Origin of the sequence: Candidatus Chloroploca sp. Khr17 (assembly GCF_004138165.1) — a bacterium.
Classification (GTDB): domain Bacteria; phylum Chloroflexota; class Chloroflexia; order Chloroflexales; family Chloroflexaceae; genus Chloroploca.
On the sequence record NZ_RYFF01000013.1, the window covers coordinates 1 to 23,289 of the forward strand.

A 23,289-nucleotide genomic window follows, 5' to 3' on the forward strand; every position below is an offset into this window, starting at 1 on the left:
GCGCACCTTCGATCGTCCGCTGCCGGTATTCTGGTTTGTGTACGTTTGACACCATAAAAAAGTGACACCTGGTGAGGGGCATGTCCCGTCACCACCGCCAGGGCTGATGCACCGTCCACCTGACCGGAGCACCGTCGGGCTGAAGTCCTCGGCGACGGGTCGCCAAGGCCGCCTGCGCGGCCTCATCCAGCCCGCGCAGGCGGGCTTTGTGCCGCACGCATTCGTTCATTCGTGGCCCCAATTCGTGGACGGCTGAGGACGCCAGGAAACTTCATTCCCAGACTAATGATTAGTCTGGGAATGAAGTTTCCTGGTATGCTGGAGTGCCGACTAAAGCCGACCCTCCCTTCGGCAGCAGAGCAGAAAATGTATGAGACTCAGTCCTCTATGCTCGCCTGTGTGCGGCGGCCTAGTGCCTTCTCCCATGCGTAGCGCACGGCTGTCTTGAACTCGTCCCAGGTGTTTGGATGGCTCTGATTCCAGATACGGCGCAAGTCTGGCTCAACCGCATCCCATGTGTGACCATCAATACCCGCGTCGGTGGCCATATCGGTACCAAAGATATAGGCCCGAGCATAGTCACTGTAGGGCCGTCCGCCCGCTGCCAACCTCGACTGATAGTGGGTTTGAAAGTCGCGATCATTGTTGTCGTTGGCGCTGTGCATACCGTGGGCTACGTCCGGGTGGTTTGTGCTGGATGGCGCAGTACGCTGACCCTGGGCAAAGTCCGGGTGGCTCGTGCTAGGTGGCATCGTACGCTGGCCCTGGGCAAAGTCCGGGTGGCTCGTGCTAGGTGGCATCGTACGCTGACCCTGGGCAAAGTCCGGGTGGCTCGTGCTAGGTGGCATCGTACGCTGACCCTGGGCAAAGTCTGGGTGATTCGTGTCCGTTGCCAGCGAGGGGTTCCAATCGGTTTTGTGCCATTCCTTGCTGCGCTGATCGATGTCTACCACCCCATAGTGGCGCATCACCGCATCGACATTGACCCGCTCGTCTGTGGCTGCATCGACGCTCACGGTCAACAGCACGCCGCCCCGTCGCACACCCTCGGCATAGATGTGGGCCGACTCTTCGGGCACTCCGGTGCTCATCAGGACGCCAGCCAGACCACCGATGCTCGCGCCGACCCCGGCCCCGAGGGCGGTAGAACCCACCGCAGCGCCGATGCTGCCGATAATTGTCGTACAGCATTGATGGAGATATGGAGAGGAGGAAGTGTCCCTTCAGTCTAGCACATGTGGGGCGAAGAGCGCTAGGCGATAAACTCCGACTCTCGTATCAATGGATAGAAGATGCAATCAGGGCTACGCTGAACATGGGGGAACGTGGTTCCCCCATGTTCAGCGTAGCCCTAAAGATGCAATTGCCCTCCTTGCGGCTCCCTCTAAGAACGTGTATACTTCAGAGACGGCAATCCTGCCGTCCGCATAACCTCGCAGAGTAACGGAATAGCCTGTGGAGTAGCCATGAAAGCCGTCGTCATGGCAGGTGGCGAAGGCACCCGCCTGCGACCTCTGACCATTAACCGCCCCAAGCCGATGGTCTCGCTTGTAGATCGTCCGGTGATTCAACATATTATCGAACTCCTCAAAATCCACGGCATTACTGATATTATTATTACCGTTCAATACCTTGCGAATGCGATTCAGGATTATTATGGTGATGGCAGCGCCTATGGCGTGAATATTACCTATTCACTCGAGGAGATGCCACTTGGTACCGCCGGGAGTGTCAAACATGCCGAGCATTTGCTTGATGAGCCATTTCTGGTTATTTCTGGCGATGCGTTGACCGATTTTAATTTGAGTAAAATCATCGATCATCATTTTACAACGAAATCACAAGCGACTATCACGCTCTATCACGTTGATAATCCGCTTGATTATGGTGTGGTGATTATTGATGAAGATGGCAATGTCCGTCAGTTTCTTGAAAAGCCGAGCTGGGGCGAGGTCTTTTCCGACACCGTCAATACTGGCGTCTATGTGCTTGATCCCTCGGTGCTGGCCTATATCGAACGAGGCAAATCATCAGACTGGTCAAAAGATATCTTCCCGCATATGATCGAGCGCGGTGACCGCATTCAGGGCTTTGTGACCCAGGGCTACTGGACGGATGTTGGCACGATCGAAGAGTATATGCGAGCGTGTGGCGATTACCTGGCGGGCAAAGTTAATCTGCCGCGCCTCGGGCATAACATTGGTGGTGATGTCTGGGTTGATGGTGACGCCGAAATTGCCCCTGATGCGCAACTTCACGGGCCGATCTATCTTGGACATGGGGCTAAGATCAAAAGCGGGGTCATTATTCATGGGCCTTCGGTGGTTCGTGATTATACCATTATTGACACACGGGCCAATATTGATCGTTCGATCATCTGGCGCAATTCGTATGTTGGGGAGCGTGCCGAGTTGCGGGGCGCGATTGTCTTGCGCCAGTCCAATATTCGTCAGCGGGCGATGCTCTTTGAAGGGGTTGTGATTGGCGATGGTGTGCAGATTGGGGCCGGGGCGGTGATCCAGCCCAATGTGAAGATCTGGCCCAGCAAAGAGGTTGATGAGGGTGCGACGGTTAGCAGTAGCATTATCTGGGGTAGCCAGGGGCGACGGGTGCTTTTTGGGCGCTATGGTGTGACTGGTCTGGTTAATATCGAAATCACTCCTGAATTATGCGCGAAACTTGGCGCTGCTTTTGGGGCTACTTTGACCCGTGGGTCAACGGTGACCATCAACCGTGATGCCCACTATACCCCCCGGATGCTCAAACGGGCGATTGTTGCCGGTCTGCCTTCGGCCGGTATCAATGTCTGTGACCTGCAAAATGTGCCCATCCCTGTGGCGCGCTATTACACCCGGGCAATCAATGCCTCTGGCGGCATCCATGTGCGGCTCTCTCCCTATGATAACCGGGTCGTTGAAGTCAAGTTCTTTGATGAGCATGGCCTCGATATTGTGTCAACCGTCGAGCGCAAAATTGAAAATACCTTCTTTCGTGAAGATTTTCGCCGGGCCTATCTTGATGAGATCGGACGGATTCGCTATGGCGATGCCATTGCCTCAACCTATACGTCCGCTTTTCTCAAGGCGCTGCGGCCTGATGCGCTCGAGATGATTGGGCGGAGTTTTCACCTGGTGATTGACTATGCCAATACCAGCGCCAGCATGATCCTGTCGCCGGTGCTACGCCGCTATCGGGTTGACTCGGTTGAGTTGAATGTCAATCCCGATGAACAGATGGTCTTTCAAACAACGGCGCAGTTTGAGGCCGCAGTCCAGCGTTTGACCCAGATTACGCCGGTTGTCGGGGCAAGCATGGGGGTGCGGCTCGATAGTGGTGGCGAGAAGATTTTCCTCGTTGATGATAAGGGTGTGCGGCTCCATCCCTTGCGCGCCTTGGCGGCCGTTACCGCGATGGCTATGCAGGCCCACGGCGGTGGCACTGTCGCCGTGCCAGTTACGGCACCACGCGCCTTCGAGAAGATTGCTGAACGGTATGGGGGGCGCATTCTGCGTACCCGCGCCACGATGGGCGCGTTGATGCAGACCGCCTCGCAGCAACCCAATCTGCTGATGCTTGGTGATGGAACCGGGGGCTATATCTTCCCCGCGTTTTATCCGATTACCGACGGGATGTTCGCGATTGTTAAACTTATGGAGTTGCTAACGCTCACCGAGGCTCGCCTTAGTGCGGTGATCGCCGAGTTGCCACCCTATTATATGGCGCAGAGTCGCGTCCCGTGTCGCTGGGAATCAAAGGGCAAGGTGATGCGCATCCTCAACGAGCAGTACGCCGAACGCCGCGCCGAGCAGGTTGATGGTATCAAAATCGATCTCGGCAACGAGTGGGTGCTGATCTTGCCTGACCCCGACGGGCCTTTTTTTCACGTCATCGCCGAAGGCTACAATGAAGAACAGGCCCGCGTTCTGGTCGAGAAGTATACGGGTCTGGTCACCAGTTTGCAATAATGATGCCTTGCTTCGCACAAAAAAAAGCCAGCCGAAGCTGGCTTTTTTTCGTGCGAAGCAAGCAAGGTTAATCAACCTCGCCAGGGAGCCGGGTGGTCTGGCCTTCGTACAAGGCCGGGCCTTCGCTGGCGATGGGCAACCGAATAATTTCGAGGTCGCCAAAGATGGTCGTGACATTGAGGTTGAGACGTATCGGGGCGGTGTCGTAATTTTCGCTGATGTAGTCGGCTCCGCCACTTGCGCGGTCGTTGCTGCTGATCTTTTCGACCTCGACATCGCCAAAGAGCGCAAAGCCGTCGATCTTCAGGCCGACATCCTCCGAGAGACGCAATTGGACATCGCCAAAGACGGTCAATACGCGCATCGTGTGTTCGCCATACTCAGCCGGTTTGCGCACGAGGTTTAAGCGCACATCTCCAAAGATCGTCGAGATATCTTCCTCTTCAAAACGCCCCGAGCGATGCGTCCGGTTGATATCGTGAAAAATGGTTAAACGAGCCATGGCTATTCCTCCCTTGTTCCATCACACCTGTATCATGCGACGTTAGCGTGGGGGGGTTTGTTGCACAAAAGTCTTTATATAGTCATAGATCCTGCGGGTTTAACCCCGTATGCCTGGCAATACGTGCCAACATACGGGGGCCAATTTCTTCGCCATCGTGAAAAGCAAAAACAAAATCAGGCCAGCCAGGGCGCTGTAACGTGCGATGTGAACCTGTCGTACGCTTAAGTGGCCTGTAACCTAAGTTTTCTGGTAGCGCCGCCGTCCACGAATATGGGCGTTGCGGTGCGGTATTCGTTTATTCGTGCCCCCATTCGTGATCGGCGGCGCTACCGGGAAATGTAGTTCCCAGACTATAGCGAAGCATCGCTGCCGTTGGAATGCCTGAGACCCTTCGCTGCGCTCCTGATAACATCCCCGGATGTTATCTCGGCATCACTGACCCGCCGGCCATTTGGTACTCAGCATGACACGTATGCGGAGACCTCAAAGGTAATTGCTACAACAGAGAAGAGCGCCCGGATCTGCTATAGTATAGGGGCTAGTAGCTAGCATTGAAACCGGTTGGTTAGGATTAGGATGGCAGTGCAACGGCAGAGACAACGACAACGCGTGCTTGATGGTTTGCTGGCACTTTACCCCATGGGGCTGATCGGGTTAACCCTGGTTGCGCTGGTTGCGCCGCAGCGCACCGGGCTCATGGCGCTGACCCAGGTCTTTGCGCATTTTCTGTTTCTCCCGTTGCTGCTGCTGCTGCCGCTGGCTCTGTTGATGCGCCTCTCGTTCCTCCGGCTGGCCCTGGGGGCGGCGCTCGCGGTCTTTCTGATCGTCTATCCGCCGGCCTTCGCTGTCGGGCCACCTGCACCTCCTGCGACGGGGGCGCAGGTCCGCATCATGACCTGGAATCTCTTTTATGGGCGGGTGTCGGCTGCGCAGTTGCAGGTACAGCTAGAAGCCTATCAACCCGATATTTTGTTGGTGCAGGAGATGCTTGGCGAAGGCTTTGTGGTGAGCGAGTGGTTGACGACGCAGTATCCCTACCACTTTATTGGTTCGTATACCACGGCGCCGGGGATGGCGATCTTTAGCCGTTATCCGATCTTGGAGGCGTCAGTGCCACAATTCGCCGAGGCTCACTGGGATATGCCGCGTATCATCTGGGCGCGTTTGGACATCGAGGGCCATAGGCTGAGCGTGATCAACGCCCATCCTATTCCTCCGCGTACCTTTGGTACCAACTGTGCGGTGTTGCGCTGTTATAATCAAGGGCCACGCGATGCCCAAATTGTCGATCTCCGGCGTTTTGTTGATGAGATCCGGGCGCAGTCTGACGATCCGCTGATCCTTGGTGGCGATATGAATGTGACCGAGCGCGAAGAAGCCTATTTTGATCTGGCGCATGGGTTGGTTGATGTGCATCGGGCGGTTGGCCGTGGCTTTGGGGCCTCGTGGCGGCCTGGGATGCTGCAGGTGCCGTTTGGCTTGCTGCGCATTGACTATTTCTTTACCGCACCAGGTGTGCGTCCACGTACGCTGATCACTGATTGTCAATGGTATGGCAGCGACCATTGTCTGCTGGTCGGGGATTTTGGTGTTGAAGAGCGAGGGGTGGTAGGGAAGCCGTGATGCAATTGCCCTTTTTTGTCTATGGGACGCTCAAGCCGGGTGAGTCGAATTATGCCCGCTATCTGGTGGGCCAAACGCTTGCGGAAGTGCCTGCATGGCTTGCTCAGGGGGCGCTCTTTACCGAAGGGCCGTACCCGTTTCTGGTGTGTGAACCCGATCTCGCCCGCCCTGAGGAACGGGTTTTTGGGACGTTGATCACCTTGCGCCCGTCGGTCTATGAACTCGTGCTCCAGGATCTTGATCGGCTCGAAGGGTATGTTGTGGATGGCCCACAGAATCTCTACGAGCGCATCATCATGGATATTCTGACCGAGCACGGCCCCTTTCGCGCCTGGGTCTATGTTGTCGGCACCCAGATGCTGGCTCAGATCCGGGCCGGGAAGCTGCGCAAAATCCCTGGCGGCAATTGGGCAGCATAAAATACTTCAGATATCAGATGCTAGCTTTGCTGGCATCTGATATCTGAAGCCTTTGCGCCTTTGCCTCTTTGCGTCAAATCATCAGCGCGCCATGTGACGGGCAGGCAGGGCTAGGTGCTCAAGGGCTGCTTCACGCAGGCCGAGTGGCTCGAGGCGAACGCTGCCGTCTTCGGCGGCGTAGGCGAAGATAGCCCGTTCAAAGTATTGGATCGTACGCGCTTGCCCATCGGCGGTGAGCGTGCGAAACTCTTCCGAGAGCGGTAGACCAAAGGCCATCAAGCCGCCTTCGCGTTGCCAGAAGGCTCGAAAGGCGTCACGGAGGCGGTGGCCTGTCTCGGGGAAGATCAGGGCGTCGCCTGGTTCGGTCAGGGGCACAAGGGCGGCGGAGCCGCCATAGGCCCGACTCGTGGCGGCACGGCTTCCAAGGGGTGCTGGTTGCACAAACCAGATGGTGTCGCGTTGCTCGTTGTCGATCACGAGTTCAACCGTGGCAAATCGCTGCCGTATCTGGTCGCCAGTCTGCTGCGCCGGACCCTGGGGCACGCCAAATTGAGCCTCGCCCCCGAGCGCACGCCAGTAGCGGTAGATGGGGGCGGGGATCGTCTCGCCAGCTACCTCGCCATCCTCGGGTAACGGCAACAGCTTGGCGGGATCTTCGAGCACTGCCAGCAGGCCTGCGAGATTCTGGGGGAATTCGCTGTCGGTACCCGTGATCAGTTCCGGGGTGATCGCGGCAAGGCCCATACTTCCTGCCCAGTCGTGCATGCCCCCGGTGATGGCGTAGAGCGGCCAGTAGCGGCTATAGAGATAGCCGGCGGCGCTGGCGTACCGTTCGGCCATGGCGATCGAAGGGGCGTGTTCGCACGTGGCGGGAAAGACCAGGCCGGCATTGGAGTGGAGAAAGATCGCCCCGGCAGCATCAAGGAGAAAGGCGCGCAAGAGGCGTACCTCGACCTGTGAGTCGGGATACGGACCGCCGGTCTCGGCGATCAGCCCATACGCCCCAAAGACCGTCTGGCTCCAGTCATTGTCAGGGCAAGCGTCGAGGTTGGTATTCATGTTGCGGTTGAGGTCAACCCCAGCCGCATCAAACCGCCAGCCGAGCGCAAGCCCATCGGGGTTGAGCGAGGGAATGAGAAAGAGCCGCACCGACGGTGGGACGAGCTCGGGATTGGCGGCAAGGTGGCCGATTAACTCATTCGTCAGGCGATAGGTATTCGCCTCGGGCCCGCCATGCGCATTGCCAACGACCACGAGCTTGCGCGGCCCGTTACCGAACTGCACGACCTCGATCGGGCGCCCCTGGGCTGACAGACCCAGGACAAAACGACGCTCTGACTGCTGTGGCGGTGCTGCCTGAGGCAGCGGCTGCCAGGCCAGCAGGGGACTGGTCAGCACCGTCAGCCAGAGCGTGGTAACAATAAGCACAAAGAACTGCAACGTCTACCCTTCACCAAGCGCTTTGCGCTTTGCTTCAACAAAATGGCGCTGTTCCAGACGGATACTGCTCGTAAGGCGGCTGATCGTCGCACTCTCTTCGCTGCTGATGCCGCCCTCGGCGGCAGCGACGGCAAAGAGCGCATCAAGAAAGCGGACACGCTCGGCAATCGTGGTACGCTGGGCAAATTCGTAGGTCATGACATAGGGGTCAAGTTGATCATCGGCGCTTTCAGCGAGGGCGACCTCGGCGACCAACTCGGCCCGTTCGTGGCTAATCTCCCAGCCATGCTTGAGTGCAGTCACGATCCGCGTGCGCTCGGCCTCGCTGACGGGGGTCTCGACGTGCGCAATGGTTGCGAGGATGCCCCCGGCAAGCGCCAGTTTGCGCGCCTCGTCGGGTGGAATGCCCAGGTCTTCTTCGGGGGCTTTGCCGAGGCGAACGCGCACCCCATAATAGACACGATTGTTAAGAAACTCGTCGAGGTACTGTTCACGGTTGGGGCCGCGGGCTTTGATGCCAAAGGTACGCCGTAGCAGCGCCCCCATCCCGGCGAGCGGGCCAGCATCGGCTCGCATGACCGCCTGACGAATCTCATTGCCGACCGTTCGCTCTTCTTCGGTGACGACTCGATCAGCGGCGAGCAGACGATCAAGCGCTTCGAGCGCGAGCGTACGATCAGTCGGGCCACGCAGGTTGGCTGCGAGTTCTTCCAGAAGGCGGGTGCGCTCCTCTGCTCCGACTGGCGAATAGAGGTAAATATCGAGTTGCGCCCAGTCCTGCATCGTCAGACTCATCTCGTCGGAACCGACGTTCTGGCCCATTTCGGCGAGGAGATTCTTGAGGCTGTTGACCTCATCAAGCGCGAGTTCACCGTCGGCCCATGCAGCGGCGATAATGACTTTGGCGAGCGCCATTGCCAGCGGAGACTTTGCCATACACCGTTCCTTATGCTGTTTTCATTGCGGCGTCGTCGAAAAGGCCGAGTTCCTCGATGCTTTGCCGTCGCATCAGGAATTTCTGGATCTTGCCGGTCACCGTCATCGGAAAGGCTTCCACAAATTTGACATAACGAGGGATTTTGAAGTGAGCAATCTGGCCCTGGCAGAAGGCACGGATCTCCTCTTCGTCAGCGGTCGTACCGGGCTTGAGTTTCACCCAGGCCATGATTTCTTCGCCGTAGCGGCGGTCGGGCACCCCGATCACCTGGACATCACTGATCTTGGGATGGGTATAGAGAAACTCCTCGATTTCGCGGGGATAGACATTCTCACCGCCGCGAATGATCATATCCTTGATGCGCCCGACAATATTAATATACCCCTCTTCGTCCATCACCGCCAGATCGCCAGTGTGCATCCAGCCAGCGCGGTCAATCGCCTTGTGCGTCGCCTCGTCGTTGTTCCAATACCCGAGCATCACACTATACCCGCGCGTACAGAGCTCACCCGTCTCCCCACGTGGCATGATCCGCCCGGTACCGGGATCGATGATCTTGACTTCGACGTGTGGATGCACCTGACCCACGGTACTGACCTGTTTTTCGAGCGGCGCACCAATGCGGGTCTGGGTGCTGACCGGACTGGTCTCGGTCATCCCGTAACAGATCTCGACATCGTGCATATGCATCACCGACTGCACCTGGCGCATCACTTCGACCGGGCAGGGCGACCCGGCCATCACCCCGGTGCGCAGGCTGGTAAGATCGAAGCGCTTGAAGTCGGGATGCTCAAGCTCGGCGATGAACATCGTCGGCACGCCATAGAGCGCCGTCGCACGCTCGGTCTCCACGGCCTGTAAAACGGCCAGCGGCTCGAAGCCTTCACTTGGATAGATCATCGTGGCCCCGTGGGTGAGGCAGCCGAGGTTACCCATCACCATGCCAAAACAGTGGTAAAGAGGCACCGGAATAACGAGGCGATCCTGCTCGGTGAGGTGCATCAACGCGGCGACAAAGTAGCCGTTGTTCAGAATATTGTGATGGCTCAGGGTCGCCCCTTTGGGGTAGCCAGTCGTGCCCGAGGTGTATTGGATATTGATCGGATCGTCAAACTGCTGTTCGGCCTGACGGATCGGCAAGGCTTCGGGGCTAACCTGTTCGGCAGCCGCGAGCAGGTCGGCCCACGTCAGCATCCCAGGCGAAGGTTGGTCACCGAGGCGCACGACCATCTCGAGTTCGGGGAGGCGGGCCGCTTGCACGTGTCCAGGGGACGCTTCATTCAATTCAGGTACGAGTTCATACATCATCGCGGTGTAGTCACTGGTGCGAAACTGGGGCGCAATGATGAGCATCCGACACCCGGCTTGACTCAGGGCATATTCGAGTTCGTGGAGACGATAGGATGGATTGATATTGACCAGAACTAGGCCGACTTTGGCCGTCGCAAACTGGGTAATCGCCCATTCGGCCCGATTCGGGGCCCAGATACCAACCCGCTCGCCTTTGACCAGACCGAGCGCCATCAAGCCACGGGCGCAGCGATCGACCTCGGTTTTAAGCTCAGCATAGGTATACCGTAACCCCTGCGCACAGCAGACCAGGGCTTCGTTCGCGGGAAAACGCGCCGCAATGCGCTCAAAACACGCCCCAATCGTCTCACCGAGTAGCGGCTGTGTGCTCGTCCCACTGACATAGCTCCCTTGCGTTGTCTCCATAAGCTCCTCTGCTTGGTTCTTCTGACGTACGTGTTCACATATAGGGTAACAGGCAAGCCTGGGAGCGAGCGCGTCCCGCCCTCGGGATGTCTTCGAGGGCATCCCGCTCTCGCTCCCAGGACACGTGTGTGGGCAACTCTGCCCCTCATCAGCGGTGGCTGGACGGCTTACCAACCACCACCAGAACGCCCGCCACCAAAGCTCCCACCGGAACGCCCGCCACCAAAACTGCCGCCCGAACGCCCGCCACTCCCCCAGCCGCTGCTGCCGCGACTCGAGCCACTGCTCCAACTGCCCGAGCCACCCCAGCCACCGCGGCGGCCTGTGCCCATGATGATCACAGGGCCAAGCCCGCCACCGCCACCCGAGGGGCGTGAGGTGTGTTTACGGATCTCATTGGCAGCTTCCCGGGCTTCTTGCGCAATCGCTTTGGCCTCCTCAATCGTTTGTTTCAGTTCTTGCTCACCGGTAATCGGCAAGCGGATTTTATCAAAGCGGGCGCGGGCCTCCGTGACTTGCTTTTTTGCCCCCGACGGCGTCCGCTTGCCGGCCTGCTGGTCCAGGCGTTCGGCCTCTTCGACGGCAGTCCGCGCATCAGTCATGGCGCTATTGAGATCGGTGCGCAACTGTTCAAGGCGTTGGGTATCGGCGAGTGCGGCCTGATAGACCACGCTGCTTTCGGTTTGGACATAACTATAGGCTTCAAGGGCCTCTTTGAAGGCCGTGCGGCGCCGCTCTTCTTCCCAGGTTCCGGCCTGCTTATGCGCCTGCTGGGCCTTTTCAAAGCGTTCCACCAGGACCTTGACCGACGCAGTTGTCGTGGCCTGGATATCGTTGCCGTGCAGATTGATAAAGCGGGCGATCTTATTGATCTCGCCGCTAACGAGTGGCCCGAGTTTCTCGACCTGCTGACGGAGTTTCTCCATCGACTCGGCTTCGCCGCGCGCGGCGGCGAGGGCTGCATCAGCCAGGCGATCGGCGGTGGTGGCGGCGGTCGCGAGGCGCAGCCAGTCTGGCTTGGCCTGAGCGGCCTCCTGCTGAGCTACGGCAAGCTGCTGCGCAGCCTCGTGCAACTGTTGCTCGGGGACTTTGCTGACATCGGGATCATTGGCTTTGACAAAAGCGAGACCAGCCTCGATGCTGCGTTCGGCCTCTTCCAGCAACTCACGCGCCGACGCACGGGCCGTTTCAAGGTCCTGCAGGCGGGTGATGATCGCCTCAATCAACTGATCAACATAGGTGAGTTCCTGCTCAGCGGCATCAAGTTGCTCGCTAGCGGCCACAAACGCCTGCACCTCCATCGCATTCTGCTCCTGGGCGCGTTCCCAGTGTTCGTGGGCGCGGTCGGCGGCAGCCTCGGCTTCGCTGCCATTGCCCCGAATATCGCTCCAGCTACTCTCGGCAAACTCGTCCACCTGATCAAAGACCTCGTGGCCCTCGGCAATCTTGCGGGCCGTAGCTTCACCACGGGCCTGGATCGCTGTGAGACGGGCAGCATTGGCGGCCCGCAGCGCGGGTGCGCCACTGCCCGAGGCCACAGCCTGGACGAGTTTCGCTTGCGCCATACCAAGCTGATCGCGGGCGGTATCATACTGCTGAGATTGCAGTGCATCGGCAGTTGAGCCGAGCGCCGTCTCGACCAACGCGAGCGCCTCGTGCATCAGATCGAGGCGATACCCCTCGGCGAGCACCGCCTCGGCAGCGGTACGTTCAGCGGCCGTATCGGCCAGAATACCGGCGAACTGGTTCGCCAGTGCAATCAAAATATCTGCTTGTTCCGACGCTACCTTAGCGGCTGCCGTCGCTTCTGGAGCCTGATACGACTTCATTGCGGCGGTCGCACGTGCAACCTCTGTACTAATCGGGGCGAGCGCGGCCGCGGGATCGGCAATCGCATCGCCCAGGATCGCAAGACGGTTGGTAGCGTCGGTCAGGCTTTTTTTGCGCGGTCGAGTTCCTCCTGCGCAATACGCGCCTGCTCATCGAGGTCACGGCGAAGTTGTTCGATGACGGCCAGTTCATCGCTGACCGTATCGCAGGCGACACTCACCTGATCGTATTGCACGGCAGCCTCTTCAAACTGCGCATTGCTTGGTTTTTCGTGACGCTCGAGTTGGTCACCGGTCTCCTTGAAGGTTTGCTGCGCCTTGACAAAATCGGCTAGCGCCGCTTTTTGGAGGGTCGCAAGGCGGTTGATATCCGCTTTGGCATACGAGACCGCATCAAACTTCGCCTTGTCGTCAGCGTTACGGAAGCGCTGGCCGAGATCGGTAATCTTGAGACTCGCCGCCTCGCGGGCGTCCTTAAGCCGTTGCTGAGCGGCAGCGCGGGCCTGCGCGGTACGGCGGCGGCGCGTAAACGCAAAGGCCCCGGCCCCGGCAGCGGCGAGACCACCAACACCGAGCACAACTGGCGTTGGATCAAAATTGACCGTTGTGCCGCCACCGGGTGTCGGCGGGTTCACGATCGCATTCTCGATGGCCCCGAGCGCGCTCACCACACCACCGGTAAAATCGCCAGACGAGAGACCAGGGTTTAGTTCGGTACGACGGATCGCCTCGGCATTCTCATTGACGCCAAGGGCGCGGGCCCAATCATCGCCATACGCGATCTCACTATACGGTGGATTCTCGGCCACATAGATCGCGATCAACGCATTGAGCATCGTGCCATCGGGACGCCCAACGCCATCATCGATCATGCGTTCCGTAAAATCATCGGCATCACCATTGGGCACAATATAGACCGCAACGGTAGCCCCGCGATTCAGCAATGGACGCGCTGCCTGCTCAACCTCGCCACGATCCAGGCGACCGTCTGGATCAGTAATGAGCACACGTCCTTGGGCAAACGCTGGAACAGCCAGAAGCAGGAGCAAGGCGATCGCTGCTACTAGTCGAAGAACATGACGCACAGCACTATTCCTCCCCACGAATTCTTTCTTGTACATGAGATTATAGCATGGGGGACTGGCCTCATCCGCATGATTGATGGGTCAACGAAGTTTTAGCCTTACCCCTCCTGCGCCTGGCGTTTCTGATCGAGGCGCTGCTCAGCGGTGAGCCGCTCTAGGCCATAGTCGTTCTGATCGACAAACTGCATGCCTTTGGCAAGCGTCGGGTGGACAGCGCTGATTTCACGGAACATCGCCTGGGCAATCTGGCGATAGGAGGGATGCCCCTGGCGTGTGCTGCGCAGTTCGATCAGGTGATACGCCTCGCGTAAATTCAATTTGATCCGCCAGCGCACGCGGAAACCGAAAGGAACTGCGTACTGGGCTTCGTTCGGGAAATCGGCTTGCATCGCGATGCAGACCTCGGCGGCCTGTTGCAAGGCGGCCCGATACGTATCGCCCACCCCAACCTCTTCAAGCTCGGGTGGCACAACGAACCCATGTGCTACCGTGAAGCGCTGGCGCTCCTGGGTCAGCACTCGGTGACGCTGAAGATCGCGGTATGCACCGATGTCCGCCAGGATATCAAAGCTGTAGTATGGCTCTTCAAACGCCCGCCCGGGGCGATGAAAGCGGCTCGCACGCTCGCCGATCGCGGCCTCAATCAGGGTGACCCGCTCGGCCTCGGGCATGGCCTCAACGCGTTCCTGTATGTCCATAAGCGGCAGATCCAGGTGAGGATAGAGAATCGCCGCCACGGTCTTCTCTTCCGCTTGAGGATCATAGTCAACCAAGCGAACTGTGACCTCGTCTTGGGATGGCTGAGATGCATCCATGTGCGCGGCGATAGCGGCGACGCGCTCGCGGAGCGTCGCGATGTAGGCTGCATAGGCGCGTCCACGGTCGCCTTTCGAGCGCTTCACAAAAGCCGGGATCACCAGATCCAGTTCGCCCTGCATCGCCTCGCCAAGCTGTTGCGTCTCGGCGAACGGGGTGGCGGCAAGCTTGGTGAGCAGATACTCGAAGGCCCGTCCATTGCCAAAGAGCCCCACGTTGGTGCGGGTCGCCATCGGGAGCAGGCCGCGCAGCAGGTCGAAAGCTTTCGCCTGGGTCGCGCTTGCGTAGGCTCGCTGCGACGTCACCGGGTCACGCGGAAACTGGGTCTGTACCCACGCCTGCACCGGGGCAAGCAGCGCACTGTAGGTACGAAACAGATGATCCATTGCGTCGGTGAAGCGTGCGGCATACGGCGATGCCATCAGGGCAGGCTCGCGCAGGTAAGCGTAGCCCTCAGGCCCCTGCTGATCGAAGCGGACATAACGGGTCGACTTTTCGAGCGGCGAGAGCCCGAGCCGACTATCTTCGAGCACCTTGGCCGCGATATTGCTCACGCCCTCGCAGGCAACATGGGCACCACCGAGTTCAGCGACCGAATCGTCACCGTAGCCGACCAGCACTCGCTCGTAGAAAGCCTCGGCCTGCTTGACGGCAACCAGTTGCGCAGCAGGATCATTGCCGGCCCCGGCCACGATCAAGTGGAAACCCGACTCGGGCGCGCTGATAAACTCATCAAGCAAGAGACGACGCAGACTTTTGGTACTCCGACTATAGCGTGAGAAGAGTGCGCCCTTCACCACCTCGGGAAGATTGCGCAAGCAAAAGATCGGACGCTCGGTATTGGTCACAAAGGGCTGGAGCAGCGCGATCTCCTCTGCGGTAAAGTGCTCGGCGTTCGGCTCAAACATCAAGGAGCTCCTGAATAGTCTGTCAACAAAAGTTCCCGCTATGCCTAGGAGCGCGGGCAGCTCGCCCGCTTCGGGCGCACCAGCGGGCGGGCCGCCCGCACTCCCGGGTCGCGCCTTATCAGAAAACTTCATTCCCAGACTACTAAAACAGATCGGTTGGGTATCCAGGGCCAATACGGTTCAAGGTATTGGATCGAGGGCATTGTACCGCAGACTGGGCAAAGCGAGAATTGCCTACGCGATCACGCAGACTGGACACCTTCAAGAAGTATGCTATAATCCACGCTATTGTCATCTGTACCTATTCAGCCCCGATAGTCTCGTGGTCACCCGCTGGCCCGGATGCCAGGGCGTACATGCATGCCCCTGAGCACCCGTAGCCTCTTGGGCTACAGGTTGTTGTCTAACCCCGGTTCTCGCAAGAAGCCGGTTTTTTCCGATCAATTTGCAATCTATCATTGAGGAACAGTGCATTATGCCTGAAGAGCCACTGATCGGCTCCCTGGTGCCTTGTTCTTCGCTGGGTACATACCTTAGATGGGTCGGATAGACACCGGCCCAGACTCCAAGAAATGGAGGGGTTCCGTGGGGTTTCTACGCTTCTGGTTCAAGACAATGCGCCTCTCGATCGCCCGTATTGGAGCAGGTTGGATGTTCGCCCTGCTGACGTTCAACTTCAACCGCGTTTCGATTGCCGATCTCGGTGCGCTTGCGGTTGTCGTTACGTCACTGATCGGCTTGCATCACTTCATCTCGTTCTTTCAGGTCTACTGGGGTCGTTTTGCTGATCGCTATGCACTTTTTGGCTATCGGCGCACGCCCTACATCTTCCTCAGCGGCATGGGCGCTTCGCTCATCTTTCTCTTGCTTCCCTCAATTGCGGTTGGTCTTGGCGAGCGCAGCCTGGCGGCGACCTTCGAGGCTTTCCTCTTGATCGGGTTTTTTGGGGTTGCGATGGCAATGAATGGCAGTGCCTCGAATGCCCTGATGGCCGAAGTTACTACAGAAAAAGAACGTGGCGGGGTTGTTGCCGTCGTCTGGGCTGCCATTATCCTGAGCGGGATCATCACGTCAGTGATAGCAGGACAGATGATGCCCAACTATGACCCTGAGGCGATGCAGCGCCTGTACAACCTCACGCCTGCGGTGGTCTTCATCACCACCTTTCTCGGCATCATTGGCATGGAGCGCCGCATTACGCCGGAGGAGCACGCCGCCTTGCTGGCTGCTGAACCTGACAAATCAGCCTCACCACTGAGCACGTTCCGGATCGCACGTAATCTGATGAGTTCGAATCCCCATGTGCGGGCCTTCTTCTTTTTTGTGCTGCTTGCGGTGATGGGCATCTTCCTTCAGGACGCTATTCTTGAACCCTTCGGTGCGGAAGTCTTTGGGATGAACCAGAAGGAAACAGCTGCCTTCCAGCAGTCCTGGGGCGGCGGAGCCTTGCTTGGCATCTTCCTTATGGGGATTATTTCGTCCTACACCTCGCTCAGCAAAAAGACGATTGCGACGCTTGGTGGCCTGATGGTTGCGATCGGCTTGCTGGCGATTGCTGGCGCTGGTCTGACGCACCAGGCTGCGCTGATCACCCCGGCGTTGCTGGTGATTGGTCTTGGCGTCGGCTTCTTTGATGTCGGTGCCCTCTCGATGATGATGGATATGACCATCGAAGGCCAGGTTGGGCTCTATATGGGCCTCTGGGGGATGGCGCAAGGCCTCGGAACCGGTTTTGCCAATGTCCTCAGTGGGGCTTTGCATACCGGACTCATCGAGACGGGCCTGCTTTCTGAGGCGATGGGCTATGGGGTCATCTTTGGCTTCGAAGCCGTTGCGATGCTCCTTGCCATTGGCCTCTTGCGCAGCATTAGTATTCAGGAGTTCAAAGGTCTGACGCGGGCCGATATTAGTACCGCGCTGGCGATGGATACGGCAGGGTAAGCCCACATGTTCGTGTTTGCGTATCACGCTTTGCTCTTGATCCATGTCGCATGCTTTGCCATCTGGATGGGCGCGATTGTGGCCTCCTCACTGGTCGTGCGAACCTTTGAGCCACGTCTGACCAAGCCAGATGGCCTTGCCTCGGATGGCGAACTCCTGCGCGCTTATATTCGCCACGAGGTGAAGCTTGTTGACGTCGTCTTTCTCGGCCTGATGATCTCTGGGATCGCCCTTGCCCATTTTTATCTTGGTTGGAACACCTGGGTTTTTCTGAAGATCGGTCTCTTCATTGCTCAATTCGCCGCAACGATGGGCTTCATCTTCCTAGGCATCCGCCCGATCACCTACCCTTGTACTCCGGCGACCTATCGCCGTTGGTACCAACTCTTCGGCGTCTCGTTCAGCTTTTTTGCTGTAACCCTGTTGGTCGTCTACTTTGGACGGTGAGCTTTGCCCTAAGTGCTGCTTCGCCCTATCCATGCGTCGCTTATTGCGCTCCGGTGATGTCGCGGCGGGCGATGGTACGCCAGGCCGTGTAACCAAAGAGGAGGCTGTAGAGGCTGACGACAATGGTGGCCTGGAGTGGCGAAGGGAGCACGGTTGGGTCAAGGGCATTCGTCAGTAGCGCTTGGTCGAGGCCAAAGAGACGCCCATTTTGCATGACGAGGCTGTTGATGTTGGGTTGCAAAAGCAGGTTGAGCACCTGGCGAATCAGTGGGTTGACGAGACCGAGTGACGTGAGCGAGCCGGCCCCGATGTCGAAGATGAGGAAGATGATGCCGCCCGCAATCCCGGCGAGCGTGGAGCGACCCAGGGCGGCACTGGCAAGGGTAAGCAGCAGGTAAGGCAGGATGATCAAGAGCGCACGTGCGATGCCAATCGGCAACACGAGCAGATCACGTGCGCCTAGTTCATGCGGGAGACCGAGCCAGGCGCTGGCAATGAGTGCGATCAGCACGCCAACGAGCAGACCGAGCACGACCCCGATGAGCAGACCGAGCAGCAGCGCCATCGTTTTGGCGAGCAGATAGACCCGACGATCCGGCGCGCGACTCAGCAAACTCCGCAGCGTTCCCCAGCTATAATCGCCGCCGAGCGACCCCGCCGCCAGCAGGATCGCCAGGATGCCGCCGGTGCTATTGACTTGCCCGAGCACCATGCCAAAGATGCCCGGCAGACTCAGTTGCCGCCGGATCTCGGCCACCTGTTCATCCCGCAGCACCGTGATACTCATGCCAAGTGCCCCCTCGTGCAGCGCCACCACCAACGTCCAAAGCACCAGCGAGAGCGCAAGCAGGCCAAGAAAAATCGCCAGCATGGCCCACGCCAGGGGCCGACGCCAGAGCTTGAGCCATTCAGCGGCAAAGAGACGAGTGAACATACTGTACCATCATGGTGCGCTAGTCACCTCAAGGAAAAAGTCTTCGAGTGAACTGAGCTCCGGGGCGAGTTCGGCGACCGGCACCCCGGCTGCGGCGAGATAGGCATTGAGTTCAGCGGCCCGACTGGTGGGCGTCACCACGATCAAATGGTCAGCAGCAGTTTCGACACCCGCCACCCAGGGTAATGCCTGAAGCAACGCGATCGCCTTGCTTGCATCGCCCTCGATGCGTACCCTGAGGCGCTGATCGCGCTGGAGCAACGCGGCCACCTGGCCCTCGGCGAGCAAGCGCCCGGCCTTGAGGATCGCCACGCGCTCGCAGACCTGTTCGACCTCGTGGAGTTGGTGGCTACAGAGGAAGATCGTCTGCCCGCGGGCGGCTAGGCTGCGGATCAACTGCCGAATCTCGGCCGTTCCCGCCGGATCAAGGCCATTGGTTGGCTCATCAAGCAGGATCAGTTCGGGATCGGGCAGCAGGGTTGCGGCAAGGGCCAGGCGCTGTTTCATCCCCTGTGAATAGACCCGCACCTTCTCACGGGCGCGGCCGGTCATTTCGACAACCTCAAGTACCTCGGCAATGCGCTGCTCAGCGATGCCACCGGCCCGACAGAGCACCCGCAAATTATCGTAGCCCGAAAGATAGGGATAAAACGCGGGGGCCTCGATCATCGCGCCGACGCGGGCCAGCGCTGTCACCGGGTTCGCAGCGACATCAACCCCAAGCACCACAGCCTGCCCCGCCGACGGCCTGACCAGACCAAGCAACATCGCCAGCGTCGTCGTCTTGCCGGCCCCATTCGGCCCCAGAAACCCAAACACCTCACCCCGCTGCACCGTGAGCGTCAACGCATCGACCGCAACGCGCTCACCATAGCGCTTGGTAAGGTTGCTGGTCGCAATCGCCGCATCGGAGGTTTGAGTTGACATAAGATCAGTTTATAAGACAACTGCAAGGGCAAGCAGCGCTGCACGGGGGAACAGAGCGCAGCCAAGGAACAGCCTGACTAAATTATAGCCGGGCGAGGAAGAGATTTCAAGTCTGCTACAATGCCGGCAGAATCTCAGGCTATGAGCCCTGAACCTGGTTCCCATCGCACGTAGCCCAGGCTTTGTTCGACCACATAGGCGGCGCGGAGCAGGGTTGCTTCACGCCAGGGGTGGGCAACAAGCTGGACACTAAGCGGCAAGTCGTCACTGCCGAACCCGGTTGGTTGGGTGAGGGCGGGCCATCCGAGGCAGTTGAAAGGGATTGCCAGGCCATTGGTTGCCGGTACGCCACGTTCTGGAACTGGCCCCGGATGGATCGGCCCAATCAACAGATCAAGGTCGGCGGTGCGCGCACTGATCGCACGGCGCAAGAAGGCCCGCGCCTGCTGCGCACGCACAAAAGAGTCTGCTTCATAGGCAAAGGCCGAGAGGATGCGCTGGCGCATAAATTCGCCATAGTCACCGAGTCGCGTCTGCAACCAGGGCATATGAAACGAGGCCGCTTCCATGGCGAGCAGCGCACTGCCAATTACCCGTAGCCCGTCGAGTTCAGGCATATCCATCGCGATGACGGTCGCGCCGGCGGCTTCAAGGGCCTCGGCGGCCTGGCGTACGGCATCGAACTGCTCGACTCCGGCCATCGGCAAGCCACTGCCATCACTGACCATCATGCCGATCCGCAGGCCACGTACCCCTGCCCCAAGCTCGCCTGTGACATAGGGTGGTGCCGCTCGCAACGTGCGCCCATCGCGTAGATCAGGCCCGGCCAGCACCTCTAACATTGCTGCGGCATCAGCGACGGTGCGCGCCAATGGCCCAAGATGATCAAGCGACCACGAGAGCGTCACGGCACCGGCCAGGCTGGCGCGTCCCCAGGTGGGTTTGAGTCCAACTAGGCCACAGAAAGCTGCCGGAATGCGGATCGAGCAACCCGTATCGGTTCCCAGGGCAGCATAGGTCATGCCGGTCGCCGTGGCCGCCGCCGAGCCACTACTCGATCCGCCGGTATCACGGGTCGGGTCAAACGGGTTGGCGGTTGATCCATAGTGGGCATTGTTCGAGCCAGGTGAATAGGCGAACTCGGACATACGGGTGCGCGCCACCAGAACCGCCCCGGCGTCACGCAGGCGTGCGACGGCCGTCGCATCCTCAGTTGCCACGTGCCCGGCGCAAATCAATGAACCAGCCGCCGTCGGCAAGCCGGCCATATCCAGGAGATCTTTGATCGCCAGGGGGATGCCGTGCAGCCAGCCACGATCATGACCTGCCGCGAGTTCCGTTTCAGCCCGTTGGGCCGCCTCATAGGCTTGTTCAGCCAGCACCATTTGTACCGCATTCAGCGCTGGATCATAGGCCGTAATGCGGGCCAGCGCCGCTTCGAGCAGCGCCGTTGGGGTCGTTGCCCCGGCGCGGAGCTGCGCGGCGACGCCAAGCAGGCTATCAACAGAACCATCCAGTGGCAACGGCGCTACCGCAACAACCTCAGATGGAACAGGCAAACTCTGGGCATCCAGGTAATCTGGAAGGGTCGCCGTAGGCACCGCGGCAACAATGCGCGCAAAATCGGCCAGCCGACTCAAGAAGCCCTTCGCCGCAATCCCCTCAAGATCCTCATCACTCGCCGCGATGCCCGCAGCGTGCAAACGATTGCGCAACCGATCATCAAGTGTGGTCATAGCTTTATCCTCGTCGTACGTTCGAAGCACTTGGCAGGCATCACCTGCTCTCCTTGGCAAGAGTATAGCGGTCAACGAACAAGATGCCAAGCGCAGGAAGATAGAGCCCCACAATGAGCCAGGCTAGCGGCGAACCGGGCCAGAAAAACCAGCCAAAATAGGTCAACCAGCTACAGAGCACCAGGACAAGCAGGCTCTGCATTGTCCGAGGCACCGCAAACACAAGGAGTTGATCATAAAAGGCGCGCTGTGGCACAAAACTCAACAGCAACAAAAAGCGCCCCTCACGGGTACGCCATTGCAGCCCCGCCAGCAACAACAAAAAACCAGGGAAGATCAAGAGAGGGGCCAGGTAGTCGTCCATCGCCCCGATCCGCCCTGCCAGCGCGAAGGGCCAGGTTGGCATCACCAGCAGACTCACGACGCCGATGACCACCCCCATTGCGACGGGCCAGGGTCGCCACGGGGTTGTCAGCGCGACCGCCGCACCGACATGCGGTTTCGCGAGGGTTAGGGCGAGCAGCGCAGGCCAGAACCAGACGGCCAGCAACAGCGGTGACCATTGCACCGTCACCATAGCCTGCCAGTAGGGCAGGGCGAGCAAGGTCAACAAGCGCCACCAGTCACCAGTTCGCGTCAAGGCCCAGGCGAGCAAGCCTGAACTGAGACCAAAAAAGACCCCGGCAGCAATGCTAGGCGGTAGCCAGAGCAGTGGCAAGGTAATGATTACCGTAGTGAGCGGATTCGCCGTATTTGGCGTAACGCCGTCACTCTGAAAGCCGCGACAGGCAGCATAAGGATCAGCGTCGGCAAGCAGAGCTTCACCCATACACAAGGGCATCCCAAGATCGCCGGCCCCCCGCGCAAAGGTCTCCTGATAGAGACTGCACATTACTCCGCTTACCAACCCGATCGCCAGGCACACGAGGATACGTACGCGCAGACTCATCGCCTGATCGCCTCGGCATAGATCGTTTCGATCCGATCGAGCATCGTGTTCAGGGCAAATTCGGCTTTGGCGCGCAGGCGTCCGGCGTTGCCATAGGCCTGGGCAAGGGCGGGATTCGCCAGCAAAATGCGTAAGGCACGTGCCAGGGCTTGCTCATCGCCGGGTGGCACAACAATGCCAGTCTGCCCGTGCCTGGTCACATAACTGGTTCCGGTACCAAGTTCCGTGCAGACAATCGGCAGCCCTGCGGCTTGCGCCTCGACCTGGACAAGGCCAAAAGACTCGCTTCGTTCAAGCGAGGGCAGGGCAAAAACCGTCGCGGCATGATAAAACGCACGCAGATGCTCGTCATCCTGGGTACCGACAAAATGCACGCGTTCGGCGACCCCGATCTGCCGCGCCAGTTCGATCAGATCGGCCTGGCGCACCGTTGCATCAGCACCGACAAAGACCGCCTGGCCTGACACTTCAGCCATAGCTCGGACGAGGATCTCAGCCCCTTTATAGTAGCGCAACCGACCAACAAAGAGCACGATTGGGCCTGGGTAGCGGGCCTGGATCGTGGCGACCAGGCGTTGATCAGCCTGACCAAATTGTTCGATAGGTAACCCATAAGGCACGACGCGGCAGTGTTCAGCGATTGGTGCTAACCATGGCGATGAGTGCAGATACGCCGGGCTACCAACTACAATGCGGGCAGCGGTGCGCAAGGTATGGCGCACCAGCGGGGCCACGACCAGTTTCAAGCGGCGCTGGCGGATGATATCGCTATGATAGGTCACGACAAAGGGGCAATGCCGACCAGCCAAGCGGATCGCCAGATCGCCAGGAGGATAGGGATGGTGCAGATGGATCAGATCGGGGCGCAGGCGGGCCAGTTGGCGTGGTAGGGCAGGACTCAGGGGGGTCGACGCGACCGTTGCCAGACGCCCAACGGCAATGATGCGCACTCCTCGCTCTTCATACGAGCGCGAGCGCAACCCCGGGGCGCTGACGAGTACCGTCACGTGATGACCACGCGCCACGAGGCCTTCGGCGAGCAGGGCCAGATGATGTTCGATCCCCCCGGTAACCGGAGGGTAATCTTTGTAGATCTGCACAACATGCATAGC

At 59.2% G+C, this 23,289-nt stretch carries 18 protein-coding genes and 1 pseudogene; 5 read left to right on the forward strand and 14 right to left on the reverse strand.

What is annotated here, in order from left to right; translation table 11 throughout:
* Positions 1-377 precede the first annotated feature (377 nt).
* On the reverse strand, positions 378-1,154 hold the full coding sequence (locus EKD05_RS09860) for a hypothetical protein (RefSeq protein ID WP_129672271.1): 777 nt from the start codon (positions 1,152-1,154) through the stop codon (positions 378-380).
* A 312-nt stretch (positions 1,155-1,466) separates the two neighbouring features.
* Here EKD05_RS09860 and EKD05_RS09865 point away from each other — a divergent pair, with 312 nt between their 5' ends.
* Entirely contained in the window at positions 1,467-3,965 is a 2,499-nt protein-coding gene (locus EKD05_RS09865; protein WP_129672272.1) for a mannose-1-phosphate guanyltransferase, read from the forward strand.
* Between the two features lie 67 nt (positions 3,966-4,032).
* Here the strand turns inward: EKD05_RS09865 and EKD05_RS09870 are convergent, their stop codons facing one another.
* Positions 4,033-4,467, reverse strand: a complete 435-nt coding sequence (locus EKD05_RS09870; RefSeq protein ID WP_129672273.1) for a LiaF domain-containing protein — start codon at positions 4,465-4,467, stop codon at positions 4,033-4,035.
* An 82-nt stretch (positions 4,468-4,549) separates the two neighbouring features.
* A pseudogene (locus EKD05_RS09875) lies at positions 4,550-4,711 on the reverse strand (type II toxin-antitoxin system HicA family toxin); the annotation flags it as partial.
* A 341-nt stretch (positions 4,712-5,052) separates the two neighbouring features.
* Here EKD05_RS09875 and EKD05_RS09880 point away from each other — a divergent pair.
* Entirely contained in the window at positions 5,053-6,093 is a 1,041-nt protein-coding gene (locus EKD05_RS09880; protein WP_165360669.1) for an endonuclease/exonuclease/phosphatase family protein, read from the forward strand.
* Positions 6,093-6,512, forward strand: coding sequence for a gamma-glutamylcyclotransferase (locus EKD05_RS09885; RefSeq protein WP_129672275.1), 420 nt, complete (start codon positions 6,093-6,095; stop codon positions 6,510-6,512). Before EKD05_RS09880 ends, EKD05_RS09885 begins: the two co-directional genes overlap by 1 nt.
* An 81-nt stretch (positions 6,513-6,593) precedes the next feature.
* Here EKD05_RS09885 and EKD05_RS09890 read toward each other — a convergent pair whose 3' ends face one another.
* From EKD05_RS09890 to EKD05_RS09915, 6 genes are all read right to left on the reverse strand, one after another.
* Positions 6,594-7,940, reverse strand: a complete 1,347-nt coding sequence (locus tag EKD05_RS09890) for a M14 family metallopeptidase (protein ID WP_240695714.1) — start codon at positions 7,938-7,940, stop codon at positions 6,594-6,596.
* Between the two features lie 15 nt (positions 7,941-7,955).
* Complete coding sequence (locus EKD05_RS09895) at positions 7,956-8,888, reverse strand: TerB family tellurite resistance protein (protein WP_240695715.1); 933 nt, start codon at positions 8,886-8,888, stop codon at positions 7,956-7,958.
* A 10-nt stretch (positions 8,889-8,898) separates the two neighbouring features.
* Positions 8,899-10,605: an AMP-binding protein gene (locus EKD05_RS09900; protein WP_129672277.1), complete on the reverse strand. Its 1,707-nt coding sequence runs from the start codon at positions 10,603-10,605 to the stop codon at positions 8,899-8,901.
* A 167-nt stretch (positions 10,606-10,772) separates the two neighbouring features.
* On the reverse strand, positions 10,773-12,368 hold the full coding sequence (locus tag EKD05_RS09905; protein WP_129672278.1) for a hypothetical protein: 1,596 nt from the start codon (positions 12,366-12,368) through the stop codon (positions 10,773-10,775).
* A 167-nt stretch (positions 12,369-12,535) separates the two neighbouring features.
* Positions 12,536-13,519, reverse strand: a complete 984-nt coding sequence (locus EKD05_RS09910) for a TPM domain-containing protein (RefSeq protein WP_129672279.1) — start codon at positions 13,517-13,519, stop codon at positions 12,536-12,538.
* Positions 13,520-13,617: 98 nt separating this feature from the next.
* Positions 13,618-15,243 carry an FAD-dependent thymidylate synthase gene (locus tag EKD05_RS09915; protein WP_129672280.1) on the reverse strand — a complete coding sequence of 542 codons (1,626 nt, stop codon included), beginning with the start codon at positions 15,241-15,243 and terminating at the stop codon, positions 13,618-13,620.
* Between the two features lie 585 nt (positions 15,244-15,828).
* On the opposite strand from EKD05_RS09915, the gene EKD05_RS09920 reads away from it, so the two are divergent.
* A complete protein-coding gene (locus EKD05_RS09920) occupies positions 15,829-17,184 on the forward strand; it encodes a BCD family MFS transporter (RefSeq protein WP_129672281.1) in 1,356 nt (451 codons plus the stop codon).
* 6 nt (positions 17,185-17,190) lie between these two features.
* Positions 17,191-17,631 carry a hypothetical protein gene (locus EKD05_RS09925; RefSeq protein WP_129672282.1) on the forward strand — a complete coding sequence of 147 codons (441 nt, stop codon included), beginning with the start codon at positions 17,191-17,193 and terminating at the stop codon, positions 17,629-17,631.
* 40 nt (positions 17,632-17,671) lie between these two features.
* Here EKD05_RS09925 and EKD05_RS09930 read toward each other — a convergent pair whose 3' ends face one another.
* The 5 genes from EKD05_RS09930 to EKD05_RS09950 form a co-directional block, all read right to left on the reverse strand.
* Positions 17,672-18,565: a hypothetical protein gene (locus tag EKD05_RS09930; protein WP_129672283.1), complete on the reverse strand. Its 894-nt coding sequence runs from the start codon at positions 18,563-18,565 to the stop codon at positions 17,672-17,674.
* Between the two features lie 9 nt (positions 18,566-18,574).
* The gene (locus EKD05_RS09935) at positions 18,575-19,492 is read right to left on the reverse strand and encodes an ABC transporter ATP-binding protein (protein ID WP_129672284.1); all 918 of its coding nucleotides are present in this window, start codon (positions 19,490-19,492) and stop codon (positions 18,575-18,577) included.
* A 134-nt stretch (positions 19,493-19,626) separates the two neighbouring features.
* Entirely contained in the window at positions 19,627-21,228 is a 1,602-nt protein-coding gene (locus tag EKD05_RS09940) for an amidase (protein WP_129672285.1), read from the reverse strand.
* A gap of 40 nt (positions 21,229-21,268) precedes the next feature.
* On the reverse strand, positions 21,269-22,177 hold the full coding sequence (locus tag EKD05_RS09945) for a hypothetical protein (RefSeq protein WP_129672286.1): 909 nt from the start codon (positions 22,175-22,177) through the stop codon (positions 21,269-21,271).
* Positions 22,174-23,286, reverse strand: coding sequence for a glycosyltransferase (locus tag EKD05_RS09950; protein ID WP_129672287.1), 1,113 nt, complete (start codon positions 23,284-23,286; stop codon positions 22,174-22,176). Before EKD05_RS09950 ends, EKD05_RS09945 begins: the two co-directional genes overlap by 4 nt.
* Positions 23,287-23,289 lie beyond the last annotated feature (3 nt).